14 protein-coding genes and 1 pseudogene are annotated in these 20,423 nt (G+C 54.9%); all 15 read left to right on the top strand.

The features are described from left to right. Window positions 1-62 precede the first annotated feature (62 nt). Complete coding sequence (locus B9Z51_RS07585; protein WP_108373357.1) at window positions 63-947, top strand: YafY family protein; 885 nt, start codon at window positions 63-65, stop codon at window positions 945-947. Continuing rightward, entirely contained in the window at window positions 944-1,534 is a 591-nt protein-coding gene (locus B9Z51_RS07580; protein WP_108373355.1) for a DUF1819 family protein, read from the top strand. The genes B9Z51_RS07585 and B9Z51_RS07580 overlap by 4 nt, the downstream gene beginning before the upstream one ends. Next, entirely contained in the window at window positions 1,531-2,109 is a 579-nt protein-coding gene (locus B9Z51_RS07575; RefSeq protein ID WP_108373353.1) for a DUF1788 domain-containing protein, read from the top strand. The genes B9Z51_RS07580 and B9Z51_RS07575 overlap by 4 nt, the downstream gene beginning before the upstream one ends. Before the next feature lie 25 nt (window positions 2,110-2,134). Continuing rightward, entirely contained in the window at window positions 2,135-5,764 is a 3,630-nt protein-coding gene (gene brxC, locus B9Z51_RS07570) for a BREX system P-loop protein BrxC (RefSeq protein WP_108373352.1), read from the top strand. Window positions 5,765-5,786: 22 nt separating this feature from the next. After that, window positions 5,787-7,223 (top strand): helix-turn-helix domain-containing protein, encoded by a 1,437-nt coding sequence (locus tag B9Z51_RS07565; protein WP_233254876.1) that lies wholly within the window; start codon window positions 5,787-5,789, stop codon window positions 7,221-7,223. Further along, on the top strand, window positions 7,220-10,759 hold the full coding sequence (pglX, locus tag B9Z51_RS07560) for a BREX-1 system adenine-specific DNA-methyltransferase PglX (protein WP_108373348.1): 3,540 nt from the start codon (window positions 7,220-7,222) through the stop codon (window positions 10,757-10,759). The genes B9Z51_RS07565 and pglX overlap by 4 nt, the downstream gene beginning before the upstream one ends. Before the next feature lie 26 nt (window positions 10,760-10,785). Next, on the top strand, window positions 10,786-11,937 hold the full coding sequence (locus B9Z51_RS07555) for an ATP/GTP-binding protein (protein WP_108373346.1): 1,152 nt from the start codon (window positions 10,786-10,788) through the stop codon (window positions 11,935-11,937). Continuing rightward, window positions 11,934-12,602, top strand: a complete 669-nt coding sequence (locus B9Z51_RS07550) for a DUF3226 domain-containing protein (protein WP_108373345.1) — start codon at window positions 11,934-11,936, stop codon at window positions 12,600-12,602. Before B9Z51_RS07555 ends, B9Z51_RS07550 begins: the two co-directional genes overlap by 4 nt. Further along, a complete protein-coding gene (locus B9Z51_RS07545) occupies window positions 12,599-13,807 on the top strand; it encodes an AAA family ATPase (protein WP_108373343.1) in 1,209 nt (402 codons plus the stop codon). Before B9Z51_RS07550 ends, B9Z51_RS07545 begins: the two co-directional genes overlap by 4 nt. Next, window positions 13,804-14,556 (top strand): hypothetical protein, encoded by a 753-nt coding sequence (locus tag B9Z51_RS07540; protein ID WP_146187722.1) that lies wholly within the window; start codon window positions 13,804-13,806, stop codon window positions 14,554-14,556. The genes B9Z51_RS07545 and B9Z51_RS07540 overlap by 4 nt, the downstream gene beginning before the upstream one ends. A 37-nt stretch (window positions 14,557-14,593) precedes the next feature. Beyond that, a pseudogene (locus tag B9Z51_RS07535) lies at window positions 14,594-14,881 on the top strand (DUF1016 N-terminal domain-containing protein); the annotation flags it as partial. Window positions 14,882-14,982: 101 nt separating this feature from the next. Then, window positions 14,983-16,047 carry a hypothetical protein gene (locus B9Z51_RS07530; RefSeq protein ID WP_108373338.1) on the top strand — a complete coding sequence of 355 codons (1,065 nt, stop codon included), beginning with the start codon at window positions 14,983-14,985 and terminating at the stop codon, window positions 16,045-16,047. A gap of 66 nt (window positions 16,048-16,113) precedes the next feature. Continuing rightward, entirely contained in the window at window positions 16,114-17,232 is a 1,119-nt protein-coding gene (locus B9Z51_RS07525; protein ID WP_108373336.1) for an AAA family ATPase, read from the top strand. Beyond that, on the top strand, window positions 17,226-17,810 hold the full coding sequence (locus B9Z51_RS07520; protein ID WP_108373334.1) for a DUF4276 family protein: 585 nt from the start codon (window positions 17,226-17,228) through the stop codon (window positions 17,808-17,810). Before B9Z51_RS07525 ends, B9Z51_RS07520 begins: the two co-directional genes overlap by 7 nt. Then, a complete protein-coding gene (gene pglZ, locus B9Z51_RS07515; RefSeq protein ID WP_108373332.1) occupies window positions 17,807-20,422 on the top strand; it encodes a BREX-1 system phosphatase PglZ type A in 2,616 nt (871 codons plus the stop codon). Before B9Z51_RS07520 ends, pglZ begins: the two co-directional genes overlap by 4 nt. Window position 20,423: the final 1 nt, after the last annotated feature.

Raw genomic sequence — 20,423 nt, 5'->3', positions numbered from 1 at the left:
CTTCTGATTTTGATGACCTTGTCTGATAGGATGTCTTTTCTTTTTTCTATCAGCGTGGGGCCATGCAAATCAACGAGTTATCGCAAGCGCAGCGGGAGCGCCTCGCGTACCTCGAGTTGCGGGTTTTCTTCACGGGGGAACTGCGCCGCGCTGACATAGAAAAGCGCTTTGGCGTCAAGCCAGCTGCCGCATCCCGCGACATCAGTGTCTACCGTGAACTCGCGCCACAAAACCTTGGCTACGACCTCTCGTTGCGCTGTTATGTCGCTGCGACAAACTTTTCTCCGGTCTTTGACATGCGCCAGGAACGCGTGCTCACCTGGCTGGCTCAGGGTTTTGGGGATGGCCTAGAACTGAGTCTGCCCACGCAGACCCCATTTGAAGGCCCGCAACACTTTTTTTCACCCAATTTACCGACGCTCGCCGCCCTGACCCGCGCCATCTGTGCCAAAAGAGCGATCTCCATTGACTACTTGTCCGTGTCAACTGGCGCAAAACACAGAGAAGTGGTTCCCGTGGCCCTGGCTGACAACGGCCTGCGCTGGCACCTTCGCGCCTATGACCGTTCTAAAAAACAGTTTGCCGACTTTGTGATCACGCGCATTCGTCAAGTCACACCACTAGAAGGCAAGCCGCAGCCCCACGAATGCATTGCTGCAGATGAGCAATGGATGAGCACTGTGCAGTTGCAGCTGGTGCCGCACCCCCATATGAAGTGGCCCCAGGCGGTTGAGCTCGACTACGGTATGACCCAAGGCGTTCTGCAGGTCACCACCCGCGCCGCCATGGCCGGTTACGTTTTGCACCGCTGGTCCGTCGATGCATCGCCCGATCACAGCCTTGACCCAAGTGCTCACCACCTTTGGCTGCAAAACCCCGAAGTCTTACGCAATGTGCAAAGTGCAGTGCTTGCCCCGGGTGCACAGCCGCAAGAGGGGGCTGAGTGACTTTGTACAACGCCGAAATTTCAGCCGGTTCCCTTCTTATCCCCGAAAGCCGTCGCATAGCCGAGCTCATGCTCACCCAGCCCAGTGCAGAGGTATGGGCCGAAGCCATCGTGCGCGACAACATCTTGCAAAAAAAACCGGCCACAGCCAAACGCCAGTCCAATCTCATCCGCAAACGCCTGCAGACGCTTGATGCTCAAGGCCTGCAGCTCATCGTGCAAAGCGACGCCGAACTCTGTGGCCAGCTCCTCATGGCCGCAGCCTTGCGGCATAGCCAGCTCATGGCCGACTTTATGCGCGACGTCTATGCCGCCGATTTGCGACAGCTTGAACGCAGCTTGAGCCATAGGCAATGGGACAGCTTTCTGACCGAATGCGCCCACCGAGACTCAGCGGCTAGCAAGTGGGCCAAAAGCACACGACTCAAATTGTTCGAGGTCATCGTTCGCATCCTGGTCGAGGCCAAATTCCTCGACTCCACAAAAAACATGCAACTCACTCCACCCATGCTCCACCCCCGATTGCACACCTACCTGACGCTGTTGGGTGCCCGCGACACATTGGCAAGAATGGAGTTTGGCCAATGACCGATCGTTTTGACGAACGCCTGAACCAGGTCCTGCCACGGCTCTTGTCGCCCGACGTGCTCGACAACCGTGGCGCTGGTGGCGAAATCGGTTTCTGGATTTTTGACTACCCCGTCGAGCGCGAGTTGGACATGCGCCAGTGGCTGACGGGTGTGATCGAACCCGGCATCCAGCGGCAACGCCCGGACCTCAAGTACACCGTCATCGACCTTTTTCAGGAAGTCCTGGCCATTCTTCAAGAGCGCAGTTTGCTGGAAAAAGCCTACGAAATGCAAACCAAAAAAGGCGATGCCGCACTGCTGGCCTCGTTGCGTTCTGTGCTCAAAGAAGACCGCCTGGCTGCCCGATTGGCTGATAAAACCGACGCCGCCAACCTCGATTTGCTCATCATCAAAGGCGTGGGTGCCGTCTACCCCATGCTGCGCACCCACACATTGCTGTCAGCGCTCCACCCGCACATGAGTCACACACCGCTCTTGATGCTTTATCCCGGCGTGTACGACGGACTGTCGCTCAAGCTCTTCAACACGCTCACCGACGACAACTACTACCGGGCCTTCCGCCTGGTGTCTTGAAACAACAACTAAAAAAGGGACCCTCATGCAAATCAAAGACCTTTTCGTCAAACCGATCAATCGCCCCATCAACGGCGTGATCAAAGCCGACCAACGCGACGAAGACAGCATCTGGCAAGAGCTGGACGAATACGTGGCCACCAAACAGGTCACCGAATACCTGCGCAAGTTTTTTGATGCCTATTTGGCCACAGCTGACAACCCACATGATGCGGCCGTCACCTCGCGCATGGGCGTGTGGGTTTCAGGCTTTTTTGGCAGCGGCAAATCCCACTTCATCAAAATCCTGTCCTACCTACTGGGCAACATCGAAGCCCGCAACGCGCTGAACCATGACAGCCAAAAAGCCGTGCAGTTCTTTGAATCCAAAATCAAAGACCCCATGCTCTTGGGCGATATCCGCCGCGCCGTGGCGGGTGATACCGATGTCATCTTGTTCAACATCGACTCCAAAGCCGATGCCAAAAATGACCGCGACGCCATCTTGCAAGTCTTCTTGCGTGTCTTCAACGAAATGCAAGACCTGTCTGGCGACGCGCCCCATGTGGCCGACATGGAGCGCCACCTGATCAGCAAGGGTGTTTTTGACACTTTCAAGCAAGCCTTTCAAACGGCCAGCGGCAGCACCTGGGAGGCCGAGCGTGACGCGGTGGACTTCATGCGTGACGAAGTCATCGCCGGTCTGGGCCAAGCACTTGGCATGAGTGCCGAGTCGGCAGGCCAGTGGTTCGACAAAGCCCGCGACAGCTACAAAATCAACATCGAAAGCTTTGCCGACCTGGTCAACAGTTACCTCAGCACCAAGAGCGCTGCGCACCGTGTTGTCTTTTTGGTGGACGAAGTGGGGCAGTTCATTGGGCAAAACACCCAGCTCATGCTCAACCTGCAAACCATCACCGAGCAGCTGGGCACCCGATGCAAAGGCCGTGCGTGGGTCATCGTGACCAGCCAAGAAGACATCGATGCCACGCTGGGTGAGGCCAACCAGTCCCGCACCAACGACTTCTCCAAAATTCAGGGCCGCTTTCACACGCGCCTGTCGCTGTCCAGCTCCAACACCGACGAAGTCATCGCCCACCGCCTGCTGGAAAAAACACCCGAGGCACGCACCCAGCTCGAAGCCGCCTGGCAGGCCAAAGGCGACATCATCAACAACCAACTCTCCTTCGCCGACCACGCCATCGCTTTCAAGCGCATCCAAAGCGCCGAAGACTTTGCCACGCACTACCCGTTTGCGCCTTATCAGTTCCAGCTGCTGCAAAAAGTGTTCGAGTCCATACGCAAAGTGGGTGCCACCGGGCGACACTTGGCCAAAGGCGAACGCTCCATGCTCGACGCCTTCCAGACCGCTGCCTTGCTCAACATCGACAAAGGCACCGACATTCTGGTACCGCTGTACGACTTTTACCCCTCCATCGAAAGCTTCCTCGACTCCACTGTCAAACGTGCCATCGACCAAGCCAGTGACAACCCCGCGCTGGAAAAATTTGACCTCAAGCTGCTGCGTGCGCTGTTCTTGATCCGTTATGCCGAAGCCGTCAAAGGCACCGTCGACAACCTGGCCACACTGTGTCTGGACCGGATTGACGCCGACAAACTCACCCTCAAGCGCGAGATCGAAACCAGCCTCAACCGTCTGGAGCGACAAAACCTGGTCAGCCGCAACGGCGACTTGTGGTTCTTCCTCACCAACGAAGAGCGCGACGTTTCACAAGAAATCAAATCGGTTGAAGTGTCGTCCACCGAAGTGGGGCGCTTGGTGGCCGAAATCATCTTCGATGAAATCCTGAGCGGCCAGACCAAGGTTCGTCACCGCGACACCAAGAGCGATTACGAATTCAACCGCTTTCTGGATGGTGCCCCCTTCAAGCAAGCCAATCACGCCCTCACACTTGAAGTGCTCACCCCAGTAGGTGCTGATTACGAACTCATGACCGATGCCAAGTGCATCGGCCGCAGCGTTGAAGGGCAGGGCAAAGCCATCTGCCGCATAGCCAACGACGCCCGGGTCGATCTGGAGTTGCGCACCTACTTGCAGATCGAAAAATACATCAGCCCCAAGTCGGATGCAGCCACTCCCGCGCTCAAACGCATCTTGCTCGACCGCAAAGAAGAAAACCGTGAGCGCCGTGGCCGTTTGGTTTTGCAACTGACCGAATCCATGACCCGTGGCGACTTTTTTGCCTTGGGCCAAAAACCTGCCATCAAGCCCCAGTCACCCGGCGCACAGGTGGACGAACTGCTCAACTATTTGGTCACCAACACCTACAGTAAGCTCAGCTACATCAAGGTTCGCCAACCCGACCCGGCCGCCGAAATCCGCAGCGTCCTCTCGGCCGACAGCGTGGGCCAAATCAAAATCGCCAACCTGGGCGAAGAGGGCAACCCGCTGGCCATGGCCGAAATGCGCCAATACCTGACCGTGGCTGCGAGTGCAGGTCGCGTGCTGCTGTCTGATGTGGTGAACCGCTTCGAAGGCGCTCCCTGGGGCTGGCGTCCGGAGCTGGAAACCGTTTTGCTCATTGCCCGCCTGTTCATGGCTGGTGAGATCAAGCTGGTGATGGAAGGCAATGACCTGGAGCCCAAAAACGCCATCGAGCCGCTGACCAAGTCAGCCCGGTTCAAACAAGTCTCGCTGCTCAAGCGCAAAACCGCCGACGAAGGCACCCGCGCCAAAGCCCGTGAGCTGCACAAAAACCTGTTTGCCACCCTGCCGCCCGAAGACGAAGACGCGCTGGTCGCCACCTTCCGCACCAATCTGGCCGACCTCAAAAGCCAACTCGACCGCGCCAAAGGCAAAGCCGAACAAAAGCACTTTCCCGGCCTGACTGAAATCACCCAGGCCCTTGCCACCATCGACAAACAGCTTGCCATTCGCGACCCGTTTGAATTCATCTCGGCCCTGCTCGAAAGCAAAAACGACTGGCTGGACTTGTCAGACGACACCCACGACGTGCTCAGCTTCTACAAAACCCAGGCCACGGTCTGGGCACGCATGCTCGAAGCCATGACCGGCTTTGCCGATAACCACACCGAATTGGCCAAAGACCCGGCCGCTGCCGCCGCCATGGCCGAGTTGGAGCGTATCCACACCCACAAAACGCCCTACGCCCAAGTCAACAAAATCGAAGCCTTGCTGGCCACTGTTGAAAAGGTGAACGACGGCCTGGCCGCAGAGCGCCGAGCCAAAGCCATTGAGGCCATTGACAGCAAAATCACCGAAGCCAGCCAAGCGCTGGACGCTGCGCAAGCCGAAGCGGCCTTGCGCAACACCGTGCTCAAGCCCCTGCAAGACCTCAAGCTCCAGCTGGCAGGCCTGAGCAGCATCCCACGCATTCTGTTTTTGCAAAACCGCGCAGGTGACCTGCTCGACGAAGTGATGGACAAGCTGGCTCAAGCTGAAAAGGCTAAAGCGCCACCACCGACACCGCCGTCTGTTGATAGCGGAAAGCCAAACCAGACGGGCGAAAAAACACAACTTGCGCCGCCTGCTCCCCCCGCACCACAATCGCGCCCCATCAAGGTCGTGCGCTCGGCAGATGTGGGTGGCAAAACCTATCTGGAATCCGAAGCCGATGTGGAGGACTACCTGGCTCGCCTCAAGAAAGAGTTGATGACCGTCGTCCAGTCGGGCCAACGTGCACGTATTCAATAAACCGCACGCTACCCATCCCATGATGAACGAACTCCTGCACCAATCCGAAGGCAAAACGCTTGAATTCAAGCGCGACTTGTCTTCGCCCAAGCCTCTGCTCAAAACGCTGGTGGCATTTGCCAACACGGCGGGTGGTCGCTTGGTGGTGGGGGTTGCCGATGACCGCCAAGTATTGGGCGTGACCAATGCGCTCGATGAAGAAGAGCGTTTGTGCAGCCTGATTGCCGACGCCATCGCGCCGCGTCTGGTGCCCAACGTAGAAATGGTCACCGTTGAAGACAAACCCCTTTTGCTGGTCGAAGTGTTTGTCAGTGGCTCACGCCCGCATTGGCTCAAAGCCGATGGGCCTGAGCATGGGGTCTACGTGCGACTGGGTTCCACCAGCCGCCAGGCTGACTCGGCCCTGATTGGCGAGCTGCGCCGCACGGCCGAAGGCGTGGCCTTTGACGAGCTGCCCATGCCAGAACTGAGCCTGGACGATCTGGATCTGGCGACGGCCAAAAAACTCTTCCAAGGCATCAGCCCGCTCGATGAACAGGCGCTGCGCACCCTCAAACTGGTCACCGCGTACCAAGGCCGCACCGTGCCAACCAAAGGCGCGGTGCTGCTGTTTGGAAAAGAGCGCAACCTGCACTTTTCGGATGCTTGGGTGCAATGCGGCCGCTTTGTGGGCACCGACAAAGCCCACATTTTTGACCACATCGACATTCACGAGCCCCTGCCGTTGGCCCTGGACAGCATCATGCTGTTCCTCAAAAAACACGCCATGCGCGGGGCCGACTTTTCGCAAACGCGCCGACAAGACGTGTGGAGCATTCCACTGACCCTGCTGCGCGAGGCGGTCATCAACGCCCTGGTGCACACCGACTATTCACAGCGCGGAGCGCCCATACGCGTCTCGTTTTTCGACGACCGGATCGAAATCGAAAACCCCGGCATCCTGCTGCCCGGCATGACCGTAGAAGACATGCGCCAAGGCGTGTCCAAGATCCGCAACCATGTGCTGGCCCGCGTGTTCAAAGAACTCAACCTCATTGAGCAATGGGGCAGCGGCGTGCGCCGCATTTACAGCGAGGCCCTTGAGCTGGGCCTGCCCGAGCCGCAAATCACCGAACTGGGCCTGCGCGTGCGCCTGGTTGTTCCTTTGGCAGAAAAAGTACTCACTGAGGCCGCAGTCAAAGCCCCAAAACCAGAGTCACGGCCCGAGTCACGGCCTGAGTCACGGCCTGAGTCGACCTTGGCGATCAAAATCCTCCAACGCTTGTTGGATGGCAACGCGAGCAAAGCCCAATTGGCCCAGCATCTCGGCCACAAAACCGTCTCAGGTGAGCTGAAAAAGCAAATCACCCACCTGCTCACCCTCGAATTCATTGAAATGACGCGGCCCGACATTCCAAACAGTCGGCTGCAACAGTACAAGCTGACCGACCTGGGTCGCCAAAACATCTCCAAACCATGAACAAATCGAACCTCAAGTCCTACGCCCCCCAGGCGCGCAAAGACTTCATCGCCGCTGTCACCGCCCGTGCCCACCAACTGGGCTTCACGTCCACCCACGTCAATGACGCCACCTTGCGTGGCGACGTGCTCATCATCGACGGTGTGGAGTGGCCAGCCAAAGTGGCGGGGTTGCGGGCCAAGTTGCTCGACAAGATCCTGCAGCACGGCTTCGAGCAGACCATGGAAGAGGTGGCCTACACCTGGTTCAACCGCTTTGCTGCCCTGCGCTACATGGAGCTGCACGACTTTCTGGAGCACGGCCACCGCGTGCTGAGCAGCCGCGACGGGGGCTTGCCCGAGCTGTTGCGCCACGCGGCCAGCGTCACCCTGCCGGGCTTGCAAGCGGCCAAAGTGCAAGAGATGCAACTGGCGGGCAACCGCGACGACGAGCTGTACAAAGCCTTGCTGGTGGCCCAGTGCAACGAGCTGTCGCGCGTCATGCCCTTTTTGTTTGAGCGCATTGACGACGAAACCGAGCTGCTGCTGCCCGACAACCTGCTGCGCACCGACTCCATCGTGGCCAAGCTGGTGGCGGGTGTGCCCGAAGAAGACTGGCAAGAGATCGAGGTCATTGGCTGGCTGTACCAGTTCTACATCAGCGAGAAAAAAGACCAGGTCATTGGCAAGGTGGTCAAGAGCGAAGACATCCCCGCTGCCACCCAGCTCTTCACGCCCAACTGGATCGTGCAATACCTGGTGCAAAACAGTGTGGGCCGCCTGTGGCTCATGGCCAACCCGCAAAGCACACTGGCCAGCGAGTGGCCTTACTACATCACCCCCGCCGAGCAAACGCCCGAGGTACAAGCCCAGCTCGACGCACTCATCCAGACCCGCGTGCGGGAAGACGGCGACACCCTGAACCCCGAATCCATCACCGTGTTAGACCCGGCCTGTGGCAGCGGCCACATTCTGGTGGTGGCCTATGACGTGCTCAAGGCCATCTATGTGGAGCGCGGCTACCGGGTGCGCGATATCCCGCGCCTGATTCTGGAGAAAAACCTCTACGGCCTGGACATCGACGACCGCGCCGCGCAAATGGCGGGCTTTGCTTTGCTGATGAAAGCCCGCGCCGACGACCGCAGCCTGTTCACCGCAACGGACGATGCGGGCAACCTGCAGCCACCCAAGCTCAATGTGCTGAGCCTGCAAGAGAGCAAAGGCCTGAGCGTGGACGAGCTTTCTACCCACCTGGCCCCGTTCAAGGTGCAGCGCGCCACCATCACCTCGCTAGTTGAAACTTTTGAGCACGCCAAAACCTTTGGCTCGCTGATCCAGATTCCCTATGCGCTCAAGACACATCTGACCGTGTTGCCGGAGGTGCTAGCGTTGGTCAAGCAGAGTGGGGACATGTATGCCAGTGCGGCTGCGGATGATTTGCTGACGCTGGTGCAGCAGGCGCAGGTGCTGGCAATGCAGTTTGATGCGGTAGTGGCGAATCCGCCTTATCTCGGCGGCAAGGGGATGAACGCAACTCTACTCACGTTCGCAAAGGATAAGTATTCGGACGGCAAGTCGGATCTTTATGCAATGTTTATCAGTCGTAGCGTTGATTTAGCCCGCCAGGGGGGGCTTGTTTCGATAATTACGATGCAAAGTTGGATGTTCATTAATGCGTATAACAAATTTCGTGAAGCTCTATTCAATAGATCTGAATTGATACAGATGTTCCACACCGGACCTGGTCTTTTTCCAGATTTGGGCGCGTTTAATGTTTTGACTACAAATATAGTTTTAATTAATGCAAGGTTTTCACCCCGATTAACGAGTCGATTTGTTAAAGCAAATCAAGGGCCAGGTATTCAAGAGAAAATTAATGCGCTGAAAAATATCGAAAGTTATTACGATATATCGATAGCCCAAATAAAATCAATCCCAGATTTTCCAATAATTTATTGGTTCAGTTCGTCGGCGTTATCTAATTTTGAAAAACTAGATCTTTTGGAAGATTTTTGTCCAGCACGAGGAGGCATGACATCTGGCGAAAATAGTGTATTTCTTCGTCACTGGCAAGAAGTAAATTTTGAGAAGATCGGATTGAACTTTCAAAACGGAATGGCTGCCAGAAAAAATTTCAAGAAATGGATTCCGTATAACAAAGGTGGAAACTATAGAAAGTGGTATGGAAACAACGAGGTGATTATTAACTGGGAAAACGAGGGTGCATCAGTTGTTGGTTCTTCTAGATCGGTCATCCGCAACGCCGATTACTTCTTCAAAAGTGGCATTGTCTATTCTTCCTTTGGGTTTGAAAATATAGGCGTTAGATACAAGCAGGAAGGATTTATTTTCGATGTTTCTGGTTCATCTATTTTTCCGCCATCTAATGTTGAAATTATTCTCGCCTATCTTTGTTCAAATGTTGCATTTTATTATTTGAGTGCACTCGCACCAACTGTGAACTTTCAAGTGGGTGATTTAGGTAGATTGCCAATTCCTTCACTTGATGATAGTCAATCGAGAATCATAAAACACCTAGCATTGCGAAATGTCGAGTTGGTGAAGAGTGACTACGATTCAAATGAAAAGTCTTGGGACTTCCTCGAAAGTCCTCTAATTTCAATTAAGGCAGCAGGCATTAAAGAAGCAGTTCAACATTACATGACACGATGTGATGTAGCCAGATGCGAATTGCGTGGAAATGAAGAAACAATTAACAGCGTATTCATTTCTTCTTACGCGATTGAAGGTGAAGTTTTGAAGGAGGTAAACGACAGGGATCTGTCGCTAAAGCAGATGGTTTGCGCGTCAATAGTTGAGGACCTAATCTCCTACGCCATCGGCTGCATGATGGGCCGCTACAGCCTCGACGAGCCGGGCCTGATCTATGCCCACGCGGGCAACGTCGGCTTTGCCCCGAGCCGTTACACCCGCTTTGCAGCCGATGCCGACGGCATCTTGCCCATCACCGACGAGCATTGGTTTGACGACGATGCACCTGCGCGTGTGCGTGACTTTCTGCAAGTCGTCTGGGGGCCAGAGACTTTGGCCGAAAACATGGCCTGGTTGGCCGAGAGCCTGGGCGGCAAAGCCAGCGAAACACCCGAGGAAACCATCCGCCGCTACATGGCCGACAAGTTCTACAAAGACCACCTGCAAACCTACAAAAAGCGCCCGATCTACTGGCTCTTCAGCAGCGGCAAGCAGGGTGCTTTCCAGGCGCTGGTCTATCTGCACCGCTACAACGAGGGCACCTTGTCCCGCATGCGGGCCGAATACGTCATTCCCCTGACCGCCAAACTGGCTGCCCGCCTGGAGATGCTGGAGCAAGACGCCAACGCCGCCTCATCCGCCGCCGCCCGCACCAAGATCCGCAAACAGATCGAGGGCCTGCGCAAGAAACAAGTCGAACTCCTGTCCTTCGACGAAAAACTCCGCCACCACGCCGACATGCGCATCACCCTCGACCTGGACGATGGCGTTAAAGTGAACTACGGCAAGTTTGGGGATTTGCTGGACAGTGTGAAGGTGGTGACTGGGGGAGCAGGGGATGACTAAGATAGCCGCAGATTGGAGAACACGACATGCTTGACTCGCTTTTGATTAAAAACTTTCGTTCGCTAGAACACCTAGAGGTTCCGAAGTTGGGGCGCGTTAACTTGATGGTGGGCAAGAACAATTGCGGCAAGAGTACGGTGCTGGAGGCCCTGCGTATTTACGCTGGCAATGCCCAAAGACCACTGTTGGAGGCTATTGCACAGGAGCACGACGAGCGCTACCGTGCGCGTGAATCTGAAACATTGTTCGAAGATGCATTGATGCCTTTTCAAGACTTCTTTCCAGGTCGTGAGTTCCCCTCCGATGAAAAAGCCATCGAGATTGGAAGCATCAACGCTGCCGATGATCGCTTGCGGGTTTCTCATGAACTGATGGAAGAGTCCATGAGTGAACCTGAGGAAATGAATGGAGAAATGATCAATCGCATTCGTCGCCGCTACATTCCAAAGTCTCAGGCGAACTTATTTCCAAGTGAATTGCAGCAGGTCATTTTGGTGCGTAAGGGGGATCGGTTATTTCATCCATTGAAGCTGATCAACGGAGCACGCCGCCCTGCGGCATATGAGACTTCTACAGTACCCTGCAGTTTTATCCCCACCCAATTCATATCCATGGATGAGCTGGGCGATGAATGGGACCGCATCGTTTTTACCGAGCAAGAGGCTGTGGTCAAACGGGCGTTGCTGGTTATAGAACCGAGCTTTGAAAACTTGACTTTTGTGCGTGCCGAAGGCTATAGCCCGCCACACATCCGCTCTAGGTCATCTCGCACCGCCATGGTGAAACTAAAAGGGGTTGATCGCCCAGTTCCACTCAACAGCATGGGTGACGGAATGTTGCGTGTGTTGCAACTGTCATTGAAGTTGTTTGCCTCTAAGGGCGGTTTCCTTTTGATTGACGAGTTTGAAAACGGTCTGCATTACTCTGTGCAGGAGAAGGTTTGGGACCTGTTGTTTGAGATGGCCGAGCGGCACAACATTCAAATCTTTGCCACCACACACAGCTGGGATTGCATCGAGAGCTTCACCAAAGTGGCCGTGGATCGTAAGCAGACAGATGGCGTGCTGTTCCGTCTAGGCCGCAGCGTGCGTACCAGTGACCAAGGCCGGGTGATTGCCACTGTGTTTGACGAGGCTGCATTGCAGAACATCACCCAAGCTGATGTGGAGGTGCGATGAGCCAGATAAATATATTGCTTGTTGAAGGCGAGGCTGACCGCTCGTTTTTTGAGGCCTTGTGCAAGCACTTGGAGTTGCCTGTTGTGGTCAAGATCGCCACGCCACGGGATGCAGGGCAATACAAAAATTCCAAAGAGGCGGCTTTTGCTGCGGTTGAAAAAACCTATCTGAGTCAGTTGACAGATGGACAAACAGAACGTTTGGCCATCGTTGTTGATGCAGACAGAGTCGCAGATGGTGGGGGCTTTGATAACACGCTTGCAAAGCTAACGCAGCTGTTAACTGGCAAAGGGTATGTGTTGTCTACCCCTGCTAGTCAGGGCCTCGTTTTCACACACGGCGATGGACTACATGACTTGGGTGCTTGGATCATGCCCAACAATGCCGATGAAGGGGCATTGGAGCACTGGATTCAACTCAACCTTCATGCTGACGAAGCGGCGTTGATGCAGCACGCCTGTTGTTCGATTGATCAGATTCCACATGCGCCCAAGTTTAAAACTACAAGGCGTTCAAAGGCCGAGGTGAGCACTTGGTTGGCATGGCAGTCAGAGCCTGATCACGGGCTGTGGCAAGCGGTCAAGCCCGGGCTGCTGGATGAATCAGCGCCTCAGTTCCTTGCCCTGAAGGCTTGGCTTGTACAAATATTTCCTGTAGCCAAATGATTGAAATCGTACGTATTGTTAATTTCAAGTCTTTGGCGGCGGTGACCATACCGCTGGGGCATTTCACTTGTCTGGTAGGCATGAACGGTGCGGGCAAAAGCACGGTGCTGCAAGCCCTGGATTTTGTCTCGCAGCTGATGCGTGGTGATGTGCAGGGGTGGCTGGATCGGCGCGGGTGGACAGCAGCTGATCTGCGCTGCAAGCTTCGCACGGAGCTGAACATTACGTTCACTGTGTCTTTTAAGTCTTCAAAGGGCATAAATTTAGCTTGGAGTGGGACATTCAATAGATCCGACTTGCGCTGCACGCAAGAAGCCGTTGTTGTTATTAGTCGTCCAAAAACAGACTTAAAAGTGCTACGTTTAGATGGGAAAACTTATTCCCTTGGTGGTCGTGAGAGCCAATCTATTGCGTTCGAATACCAAGGCTCTATCCTTTCTGCGCTGAAAGACTCGGAGCTGCCTGCGGAGTTGCTGGAGTTCCGCGATGCACTGCGCCGTGTGCGTTCGTTGGAATTGTTGTCACCAGACAAATTGCGCAAAAGCGCCCGTGCCAGCGAGCACGACATTGGAAGCGGCGGTGAAAAACTCTCGGCCTACCTCGACACCATCAAGGGGGAGCGAAAGACCAAACTGGTGTCGCTGCTTCAAAGGTTTTACCCCGCCTTGGTGGACTACAAAGTCACCTCACAAAAGTCAGGATGGAAAAAGCTGTCGGTGTTTGAGCAGTTTGGTGACCAGAAGCTAGAAACCGATGCCCTGCATTTGAACGATGGCTTGCTGCGCATCTTGGCGGTGTTGACGCAGGCCGATGCGGACCGCTCGCTGTTGCTGCTGGATGAGTTGGAAAATGGCATCAATCAAGAAATTGTTGAAACACTGGTGGACACCTTGCTGGAAAGCCCGCAGCAGTTGTTGGTGACGACACACAGCCCTTTGCTGCTCAATTTTTTACCCGATGCAGTGGCGCGGGCTGCGGTGCAGTTTTTGTATAAAACGCCTAAGGGCGAAACTCGCATCAAACCGTTTTTTGACATCCCCCGCATCTCGGCCAAGCTGGAGGCGATGGGCCCTGGCGATGCATTTGTGGACACTGACTTGCGCCTGTTGGCGCAGGAATGCATGGAGCTGGATGCCCAAATCGAAGCTGTTGAACGTGCCGAAGCCGAGGCTGAAGCCAAGGCCGTGGATGCAGGTGAGGCATGAAGCTACTGATCAGTGGAGAAGGCCCGCGAGACTTGGGGACCTGTAACAACGCACAAGGCCAGTGCAGTGACGAGACATTCAACCGTGGACCCATGGCGGTTTGGTTAGGACGCTTGTGGGTCTCCTTACTGAGCTACAACTTGTTGGATACACCTGAGGCTGTGCAGTTCGTTAGCAAGACCGCTTTGGCTGAACAGGCCAAAAATTCCGGTAAGCGGATGCAACCCTTACGGGGCAAGAAGCTGGTGACTGAAACGGGCCTGTACTTCAGCAACGCCCAACAGTTGGGCCTGATGGCCAAGCAATTGGCGGCAGACTACGCCGGGCCGGTGATGGCGGTGTTGTTCCGCGATGCCGATGGCACAGGCAGCGCCCCAGGGCAAATGTGGCAAGCCAAGTGGGGCAGCATGGTCAATGGCTTTAAGTCTGCTGAGTTTGATTTCGGCGTGCCCATGCTGCCCAAACCCAAATCCGAGGCATGGTTGCTGTGTGCGGGCCAAACCTCGCAGCATTCACATGCCTCTCTGGAAGACATTTCGGGCAACGACAACTCACCCAATTCAGCCAAAGACCAGTGGGAAGCTTTCATGGGGGCGCCGCAAAACGCGGCATTGGAGGCTGACTGGTGTGTCAGCAACCCGCAAGATTGGAGCAATTTGCAGACAATGCCCAGCTTTCGGGCGTTTTGCGATCGTTTTCATGAGGTGGCACAAGCAATCCTGCGCCCAGCGGGGCGGAGCTTCACATGAACAATCTGTCTGAGGGGGGGGGGACGGAGAGTGGCAGTTGGATCTGAAACAGCGCATCCAGTCCGCCCAGCAACGCTCAAGCCTGACCGTTAACCGTGAATTGGTGTTGTTGTACTGGCAGATTGGCCGCGACATTCTGGAGCGGCAGCAGGTGCAGGGCTGGGGTTCCAAGGTGATCGAACAGCTGGCACGCGACTTGACGGCGGAGTTCCCCGACATGAAGGGCTTTTCACGCCGAAACCTGCTGTACATGCGCAGTTTTGCGGAGCAATGGCCGGATCTGGACTTTGTGCAACAGGCTGTTGCACAAATTCTGTGGGGCCACATTCGAGAATACCAATGGCGCACTTCTTTCGGTGCATAAGATTGAAAATGATTTGCTGCAGCTGGATAAATGGACAAGGACGGACTTAGCTACAGCAGTAGATGGAATTTTTTGGCAAAATTTTTAGGATTGATATGAACCATTTTTTGAGTGGCAAGACATTGGACACAGCCAACAAGCTGCTTGCAACGCTGGACCAGTTACTGTCTGTCGCAACTGACAAGTATTCGGCCATCGAAGAACACGAGTTACGGGGGCTTTGCTCAAGGGTCAAATCTGCTCGATCAGGATTTCCATTTGTGATGGAAGAAGTGCCATGCCAGAAAGTTGATCGCTTGGGTAGCGTTCTATTGGGGCCTGTGTTTACCAGCCAACCGTACCCATGGCCCATGGATGACAATGCAGAGCCCATGGCACCCCTTTGTCAGTTAGATACAGCCCTTTTCCCTGTGCAGATGGATGCGGTGGAGGGGCTTGTTCAGGTGTGGCTCTCTCAGTCGGGCGATCAACAGGGTGAGGCTTTGGTTCGAGTGATTCCGTCTGCTGAGGCCGATGCCAGCTTGTTGACGCCAGTCATCCCCTATGAATCGGATATTGAAGTTCTTTTGCCTGATGCCGCCGAGTGGTTGAGGGATTTCCACTCAGAGCTCAAGCCCAGTAAAAACCAATTTATTACCGAGGCGGCCTTGAAATTGGGCCACGCCAGCGCCGACGCTTTGGAAGATACGGATTGGGATGAGTGGATTCGCTTGGCGGAAATTTATGGTGACACCTATGGCGACGATGTGGTCATGTGCTCACAGATCACGGGCTTTGCCGAAAGTCGTATTTACTGCACCACTACCCTAGACCAGCAAAACGCCGTTGCAAAACTTGAAAAGCTGAAAAAGAAGCTTTTGGAAAAGTCCACACCAGAGGATGCTGCAGTCATCGCTTTGCTCCATGACGTTTGCAGTGCCTACGAAGCCTGGCGTGATTGCTGCGGCAAGGACGAGTACCCATGCTTTCTGGGAACGTTCCATCACATTCAATACGCAGCTGACGACAGAGATCCACCATTACTGTGCTTTGAGTCGATTGGCTTGCGAGAATGGGGTGATGGCGGTAATGCACAAGTCTTTTACAGCAAGGAAAAGGGCTTCTCGTTCGATTGGAGTTGTAGCTGAGTTGTTTTGATCGGCGAAATCGAACATGTTGCAAAGCATGGTCTAAATTCGAATTGGAAAGAAAAAATGAAAATTGATATGGTTCAGGTCTCAGGCTTCAAAAGCGTAGCAGACATGAAGCTAACGGGACTGACGCCATTCAGTGTGTTTGCTGGCCCCAACGGTTCTGGCAAAAGTAATCTGATGGATGCCTTGTCTTTCGTCAGCGCCGTTGTGGAGTCAGGGGCTGTTAAGGCCTTGCGGCAGTTTCGTGGGTTTCCACAGGTGCACAGTTACAAATTGCGAAGACGAAACGCCCGCACATTTGGTTTCACTATGCGTGCAACATTAGACGGTCTAGCCTTGGTCTATGCGCTGAAGGTACACGACATGGACACAACGCCACAACTGGATGAGTTATTCACGGTGAATGGCAGAAAAATCCTGGAGCGAAAAAAGGGGAGTGATCCCTTGATTTCGTCCAGGGACAGTGACAAGTCCACGACGATCGAAAAATGGCCGCCAGACATGTCGGCGCTGCTGTTCACCCAGGCGGAATTCCATTTTTATGACTATTTAACCAATGTCGAGGTTTTTAGATTCGATCCCATGGGGGCCAAGGAACCAGACGGGTCAAGCGCTGACACGACAGCTTTACATCCAAATGGTCATAACGTGGCCACAATGCTTGCCACTCTTGAAAAAGACGACGATTTCCGCACTCAGGTCATGGAGTGGATGAGTTTGTTAGTGCCCGGCATGGAGCAAGTGCGCGCTGAGCCTGATCGCCTGAGTGGGGGCACTGTCATTAAATTCAAGGAAGAGGGCACGAAGGCGCACTTTCCTGCCAATTTGATTTCGGACGGAACAATTTACGCGCTGTGCATCATGACTGCGGTGCTGAGCCGTGCCAAAAAGCATGGCATCACGCTGATTGAGGAGCCCGAGCGAGGGCTACATCCCAAAGGGATAGAAGCTTTAGTTGATTTGATGCGGCAAAACGCGAGCATTGAGCACCCGGTTTTTGTGACTACACACAGCGAGTCTTTGGTGCGTGCGTCAACTGTTGAAGAGTTGTGGCTCGTTAACAAGCTTGAGGGTAAGACCGTGGCAAAAAACGCAGCTCAAAGCAGCGCTGCTCTAGATGGGCTGAATTTGGATACGGCATGGCTGATGAACATGTTTGACGGGGGCTTGCCATGGTGAAAGTCGGCTTCATAGTCGAGGGAGATTCTGAAAAGGTGCTAATCGAATCAGCCGGATTCAGAAAATGGGCAAGTGAGCAAGGAATTGAAATTTGTAGTCCTGTGATTAACGCCAAAGGAGGCGGTAATTTGCTCCCGCATCACATTGGCCCCATGCTGGCGCAGTTCGAACGCAGCCAACCTCAACACATTGTGATCTTGACCGACCTGGAAGACGCGCCCAATGTTGAGGCGGTCAAAACTCGGGTGACAACTAAACACGCGAATTTGATTTTTGTTGCGGTCAAAGCGTTGGAGGCATGGTTTTTAGCGGATACAGAGGCAATGCAGCGCTGGCTCAAGTGCACTGATTTTTATGAGTCTGCACCGGAGCAAACGCCAGGGATGCCCTGGGACTGGCTGAAAGAAGTGGCTAAGCACCACGGGGCAAGAGGGCCAGGTACCAACAAAGTCATTTTTGCAAAGAAAATGTGTGGTGCCTTGAACTATCACTTCGGTCGAGCAGCAGTGCATCCAGCTTGCCCCAGCGCCACGGCGTTTCACGACGGATTACGTGCATTGGTAGCCCCACAATCATGAGTTCATCGCCTTTCTTTACAGCCCTAGATCGCCAATTCAATGATGGCCAGAAACTGGTCTTCTGGAACGACCCCGACAGCGAGTTCATCACTGAGATCGACGCTTTGGACATCAGCGGCGTCAAGCTGTTGCGCCTGGACCAGACGCCCGCCTTGAAGGCCAAAGTGCTGCTGGAGCAAGACCCCGATTCGCGCTGGTTGGTTTATGCCACCGCCGACTGCCCGGCACCCGAGGATGACTGGCTGCTCGATGCGCGCTTGCGTGGCAAGGCGTTCAGTGCGGACAGTGCCTCAATGCAGCTTGACGAGTTGGGCCTTTCGAGCCGGGTTTTGCACGGCCATTTGAAGCAGCGGGCCAAATTCATGCGGGCCAAAGACCGTGTGGAACGCCTCAAGCGTTGGGTGCAGCCGGGTGATCAGGCGGCAGATCTGGACCGGAAGATGCTGGCAGTGCTGGCTCGCTCGGACACCCCAGATGCTTCGGGCATTTTCTTGAAGGTGTTTCAGTCGCTGGCCAATGAGGGTGCTGACTTGACGCTCACGCCCAAGCCACTGAACGACATGGCTGCTCAAGACCTGGACAGTGCATTCTGGTCATTGGCCGAAGAGGAGTTTGGCTATCGCGAGGCGGGCACCGAACCACCATCTATGCGCGGATTGTTGTATCGGGTTTTGGTTACCGACTTTTGTCAGGCCATTGGCCTCACACCTTCATCGCTGAACCATTTCATGATCACCGACCGGGTGCGGGCGGCTCATGCCTCGGTTTTTGCCAGCCGTTGGCGTTCAGATATGGCCAATTACGCCAGTTACAACGCGCTTTCTGCGGTGGTGGCTGAGGAGTTGCACGTCTCCGCCATGCTGGCTGCACTGTCAGCCGAGCAGTTGGTGCACGCCATGACATTTGAGTCGATTGACAAGCGTGTCATTGCTGACTTGAAGTCCCGCATCATTGCCGGGGCCGGTGCCAACATGGATGCGGTGCGCGAGCTGATGGCCAAGCGCCGTGACGGGCATTGGGCCAACACCTTGCTGGCTGGCGCCAATGACCACACCAAGGCGCTGGCGGCGAGTTATGACGCGCTGGGTGCGGCAGCCAGCTTTTTTGAGTTACAGGCCAAGTACAGCCAAGGCTTCAGTTTTGGCTCTGCCGATGCGGCGTTTGCGTCTTATCGGTCGGAGCTTTTCCGCTTTGACCAGTTGTACCGAAACTTCATGCGTGCCACAGATGCTGTGGAGCCCATGGGTTGGTCGCTGCTGCACGAGCTGCGTGAGCGCATGGAAGATGCCTACTCGGGTTGGTTCATTGGTCAGTTGTCATCTGCCTGGGATGCTGTAGTGGGTGGGCCTTCAGGGCTGCTTCAACATTGGAAGCTGGCTGATGTGCCCAATCAGCAGAACTTTTTTGAGCAATTTGTGACGCCCAGCTATTCATCAGGTGCCAAGCGGGTTTATGTCGTCATCTCGGACGCTTTCCGTTTTGAAGCGGCCGAGGAGTTGACCAGTACGCTCAACTCGAAAAACCGGGTCAAGGCACGTCTTGAAACCATGCTGGGCGTGCTGCCCAGTTACACAACCTTGGGCATGGCCAGTTTGTTGCCGCACAAGCAATTGGCTTATCGCAGCAATGCGGCGCTGGATGTCACGGTGGATGGCATGGCTTGCGCCACCTTAGAGCAGCGCAGTGCTGTCTTGGGGCGTCACGGCGGAGTGGCGATCAGCCGCGATGAGTTGATGGAAAAAGGCAAGCTGGGTGGACGTGATTTCGTTAAACCGCATCAGCTGGTTTACATCTACCACGATCACATCGACGCCATTGGCGACAAACGCAGCACCGAAGGCAAGACATTTGAAGCCACCGAGCAAGCCGTTCGCGAGTTGCAGGAACTGGTCAGTTTCATCATTAACAACTTGAATGGCTCCACCATATTTGTGACGGCTGACCATGGTTTCTTGTACCAGGAGTCGGCACTGGAAGATGCCGATCGGTCGAAAGTTGAAGATGCCATGCCCGGTGTGATCAAGCCCAAAAAACGCTACATCCTGGGCCGGGGCATGTGGCCCATGTCTGGTGCGTGGACGGGCAACACATCGATCACGGCGGGTACAGAACCGGGTGAAGGCAGTGTGGATTTTCTGGTGCCCAAGGGGGCAGGGCGCTTTCACTTTGTGGGTGGCGCCCGTTTTGTGCACGGCAGTGCCATGCCCCAAGAAATTGTGGTGCCGGTCATCGTGGTCAAAGAAGGCGATGCCGAGAAGACCCGCATCAAGACAGTGGACGTGAGCCAGTTGGGGTCGAGCAACCGCATCGTGACCAACAAGCAGCGCTTTGAATTCATCCAGACCGAAGCTGTCTCGGACCGCGTCTTGCCCGTCACGCTGATGTTCTCCATCCGCGATGGCGACCAAGTGGTGAGTGACGAACAGGCGCTGACGTTCGACAGCGCGTCGCCCCTGATGGAGGAGCGCAAGCGTTCGCTGATGCTCACCATCCAGTCCGGTGACTATGATCGAAACAAGGACTATTTCTTGGTGGCACGCGACGCCAAAACAAAAGCCGAGGCATGGCGCACCACTATGCGCATTGACCTCGCCTTCAGCAACGATTTTTGAG

It is taken from the genome of Limnohabitans sp. T6-5 (assembly GCF_003063315.1).
Taxonomy (GTDB): domain Bacteria; phylum Pseudomonadota; class Gammaproteobacteria; order Burkholderiales; family Burkholderiaceae_C; genus Limnohabitans_A.
Note: the sequence above shows the minus strand (reverse complement) of the source record. Positions and strands in the feature narration are given on the sequence as shown.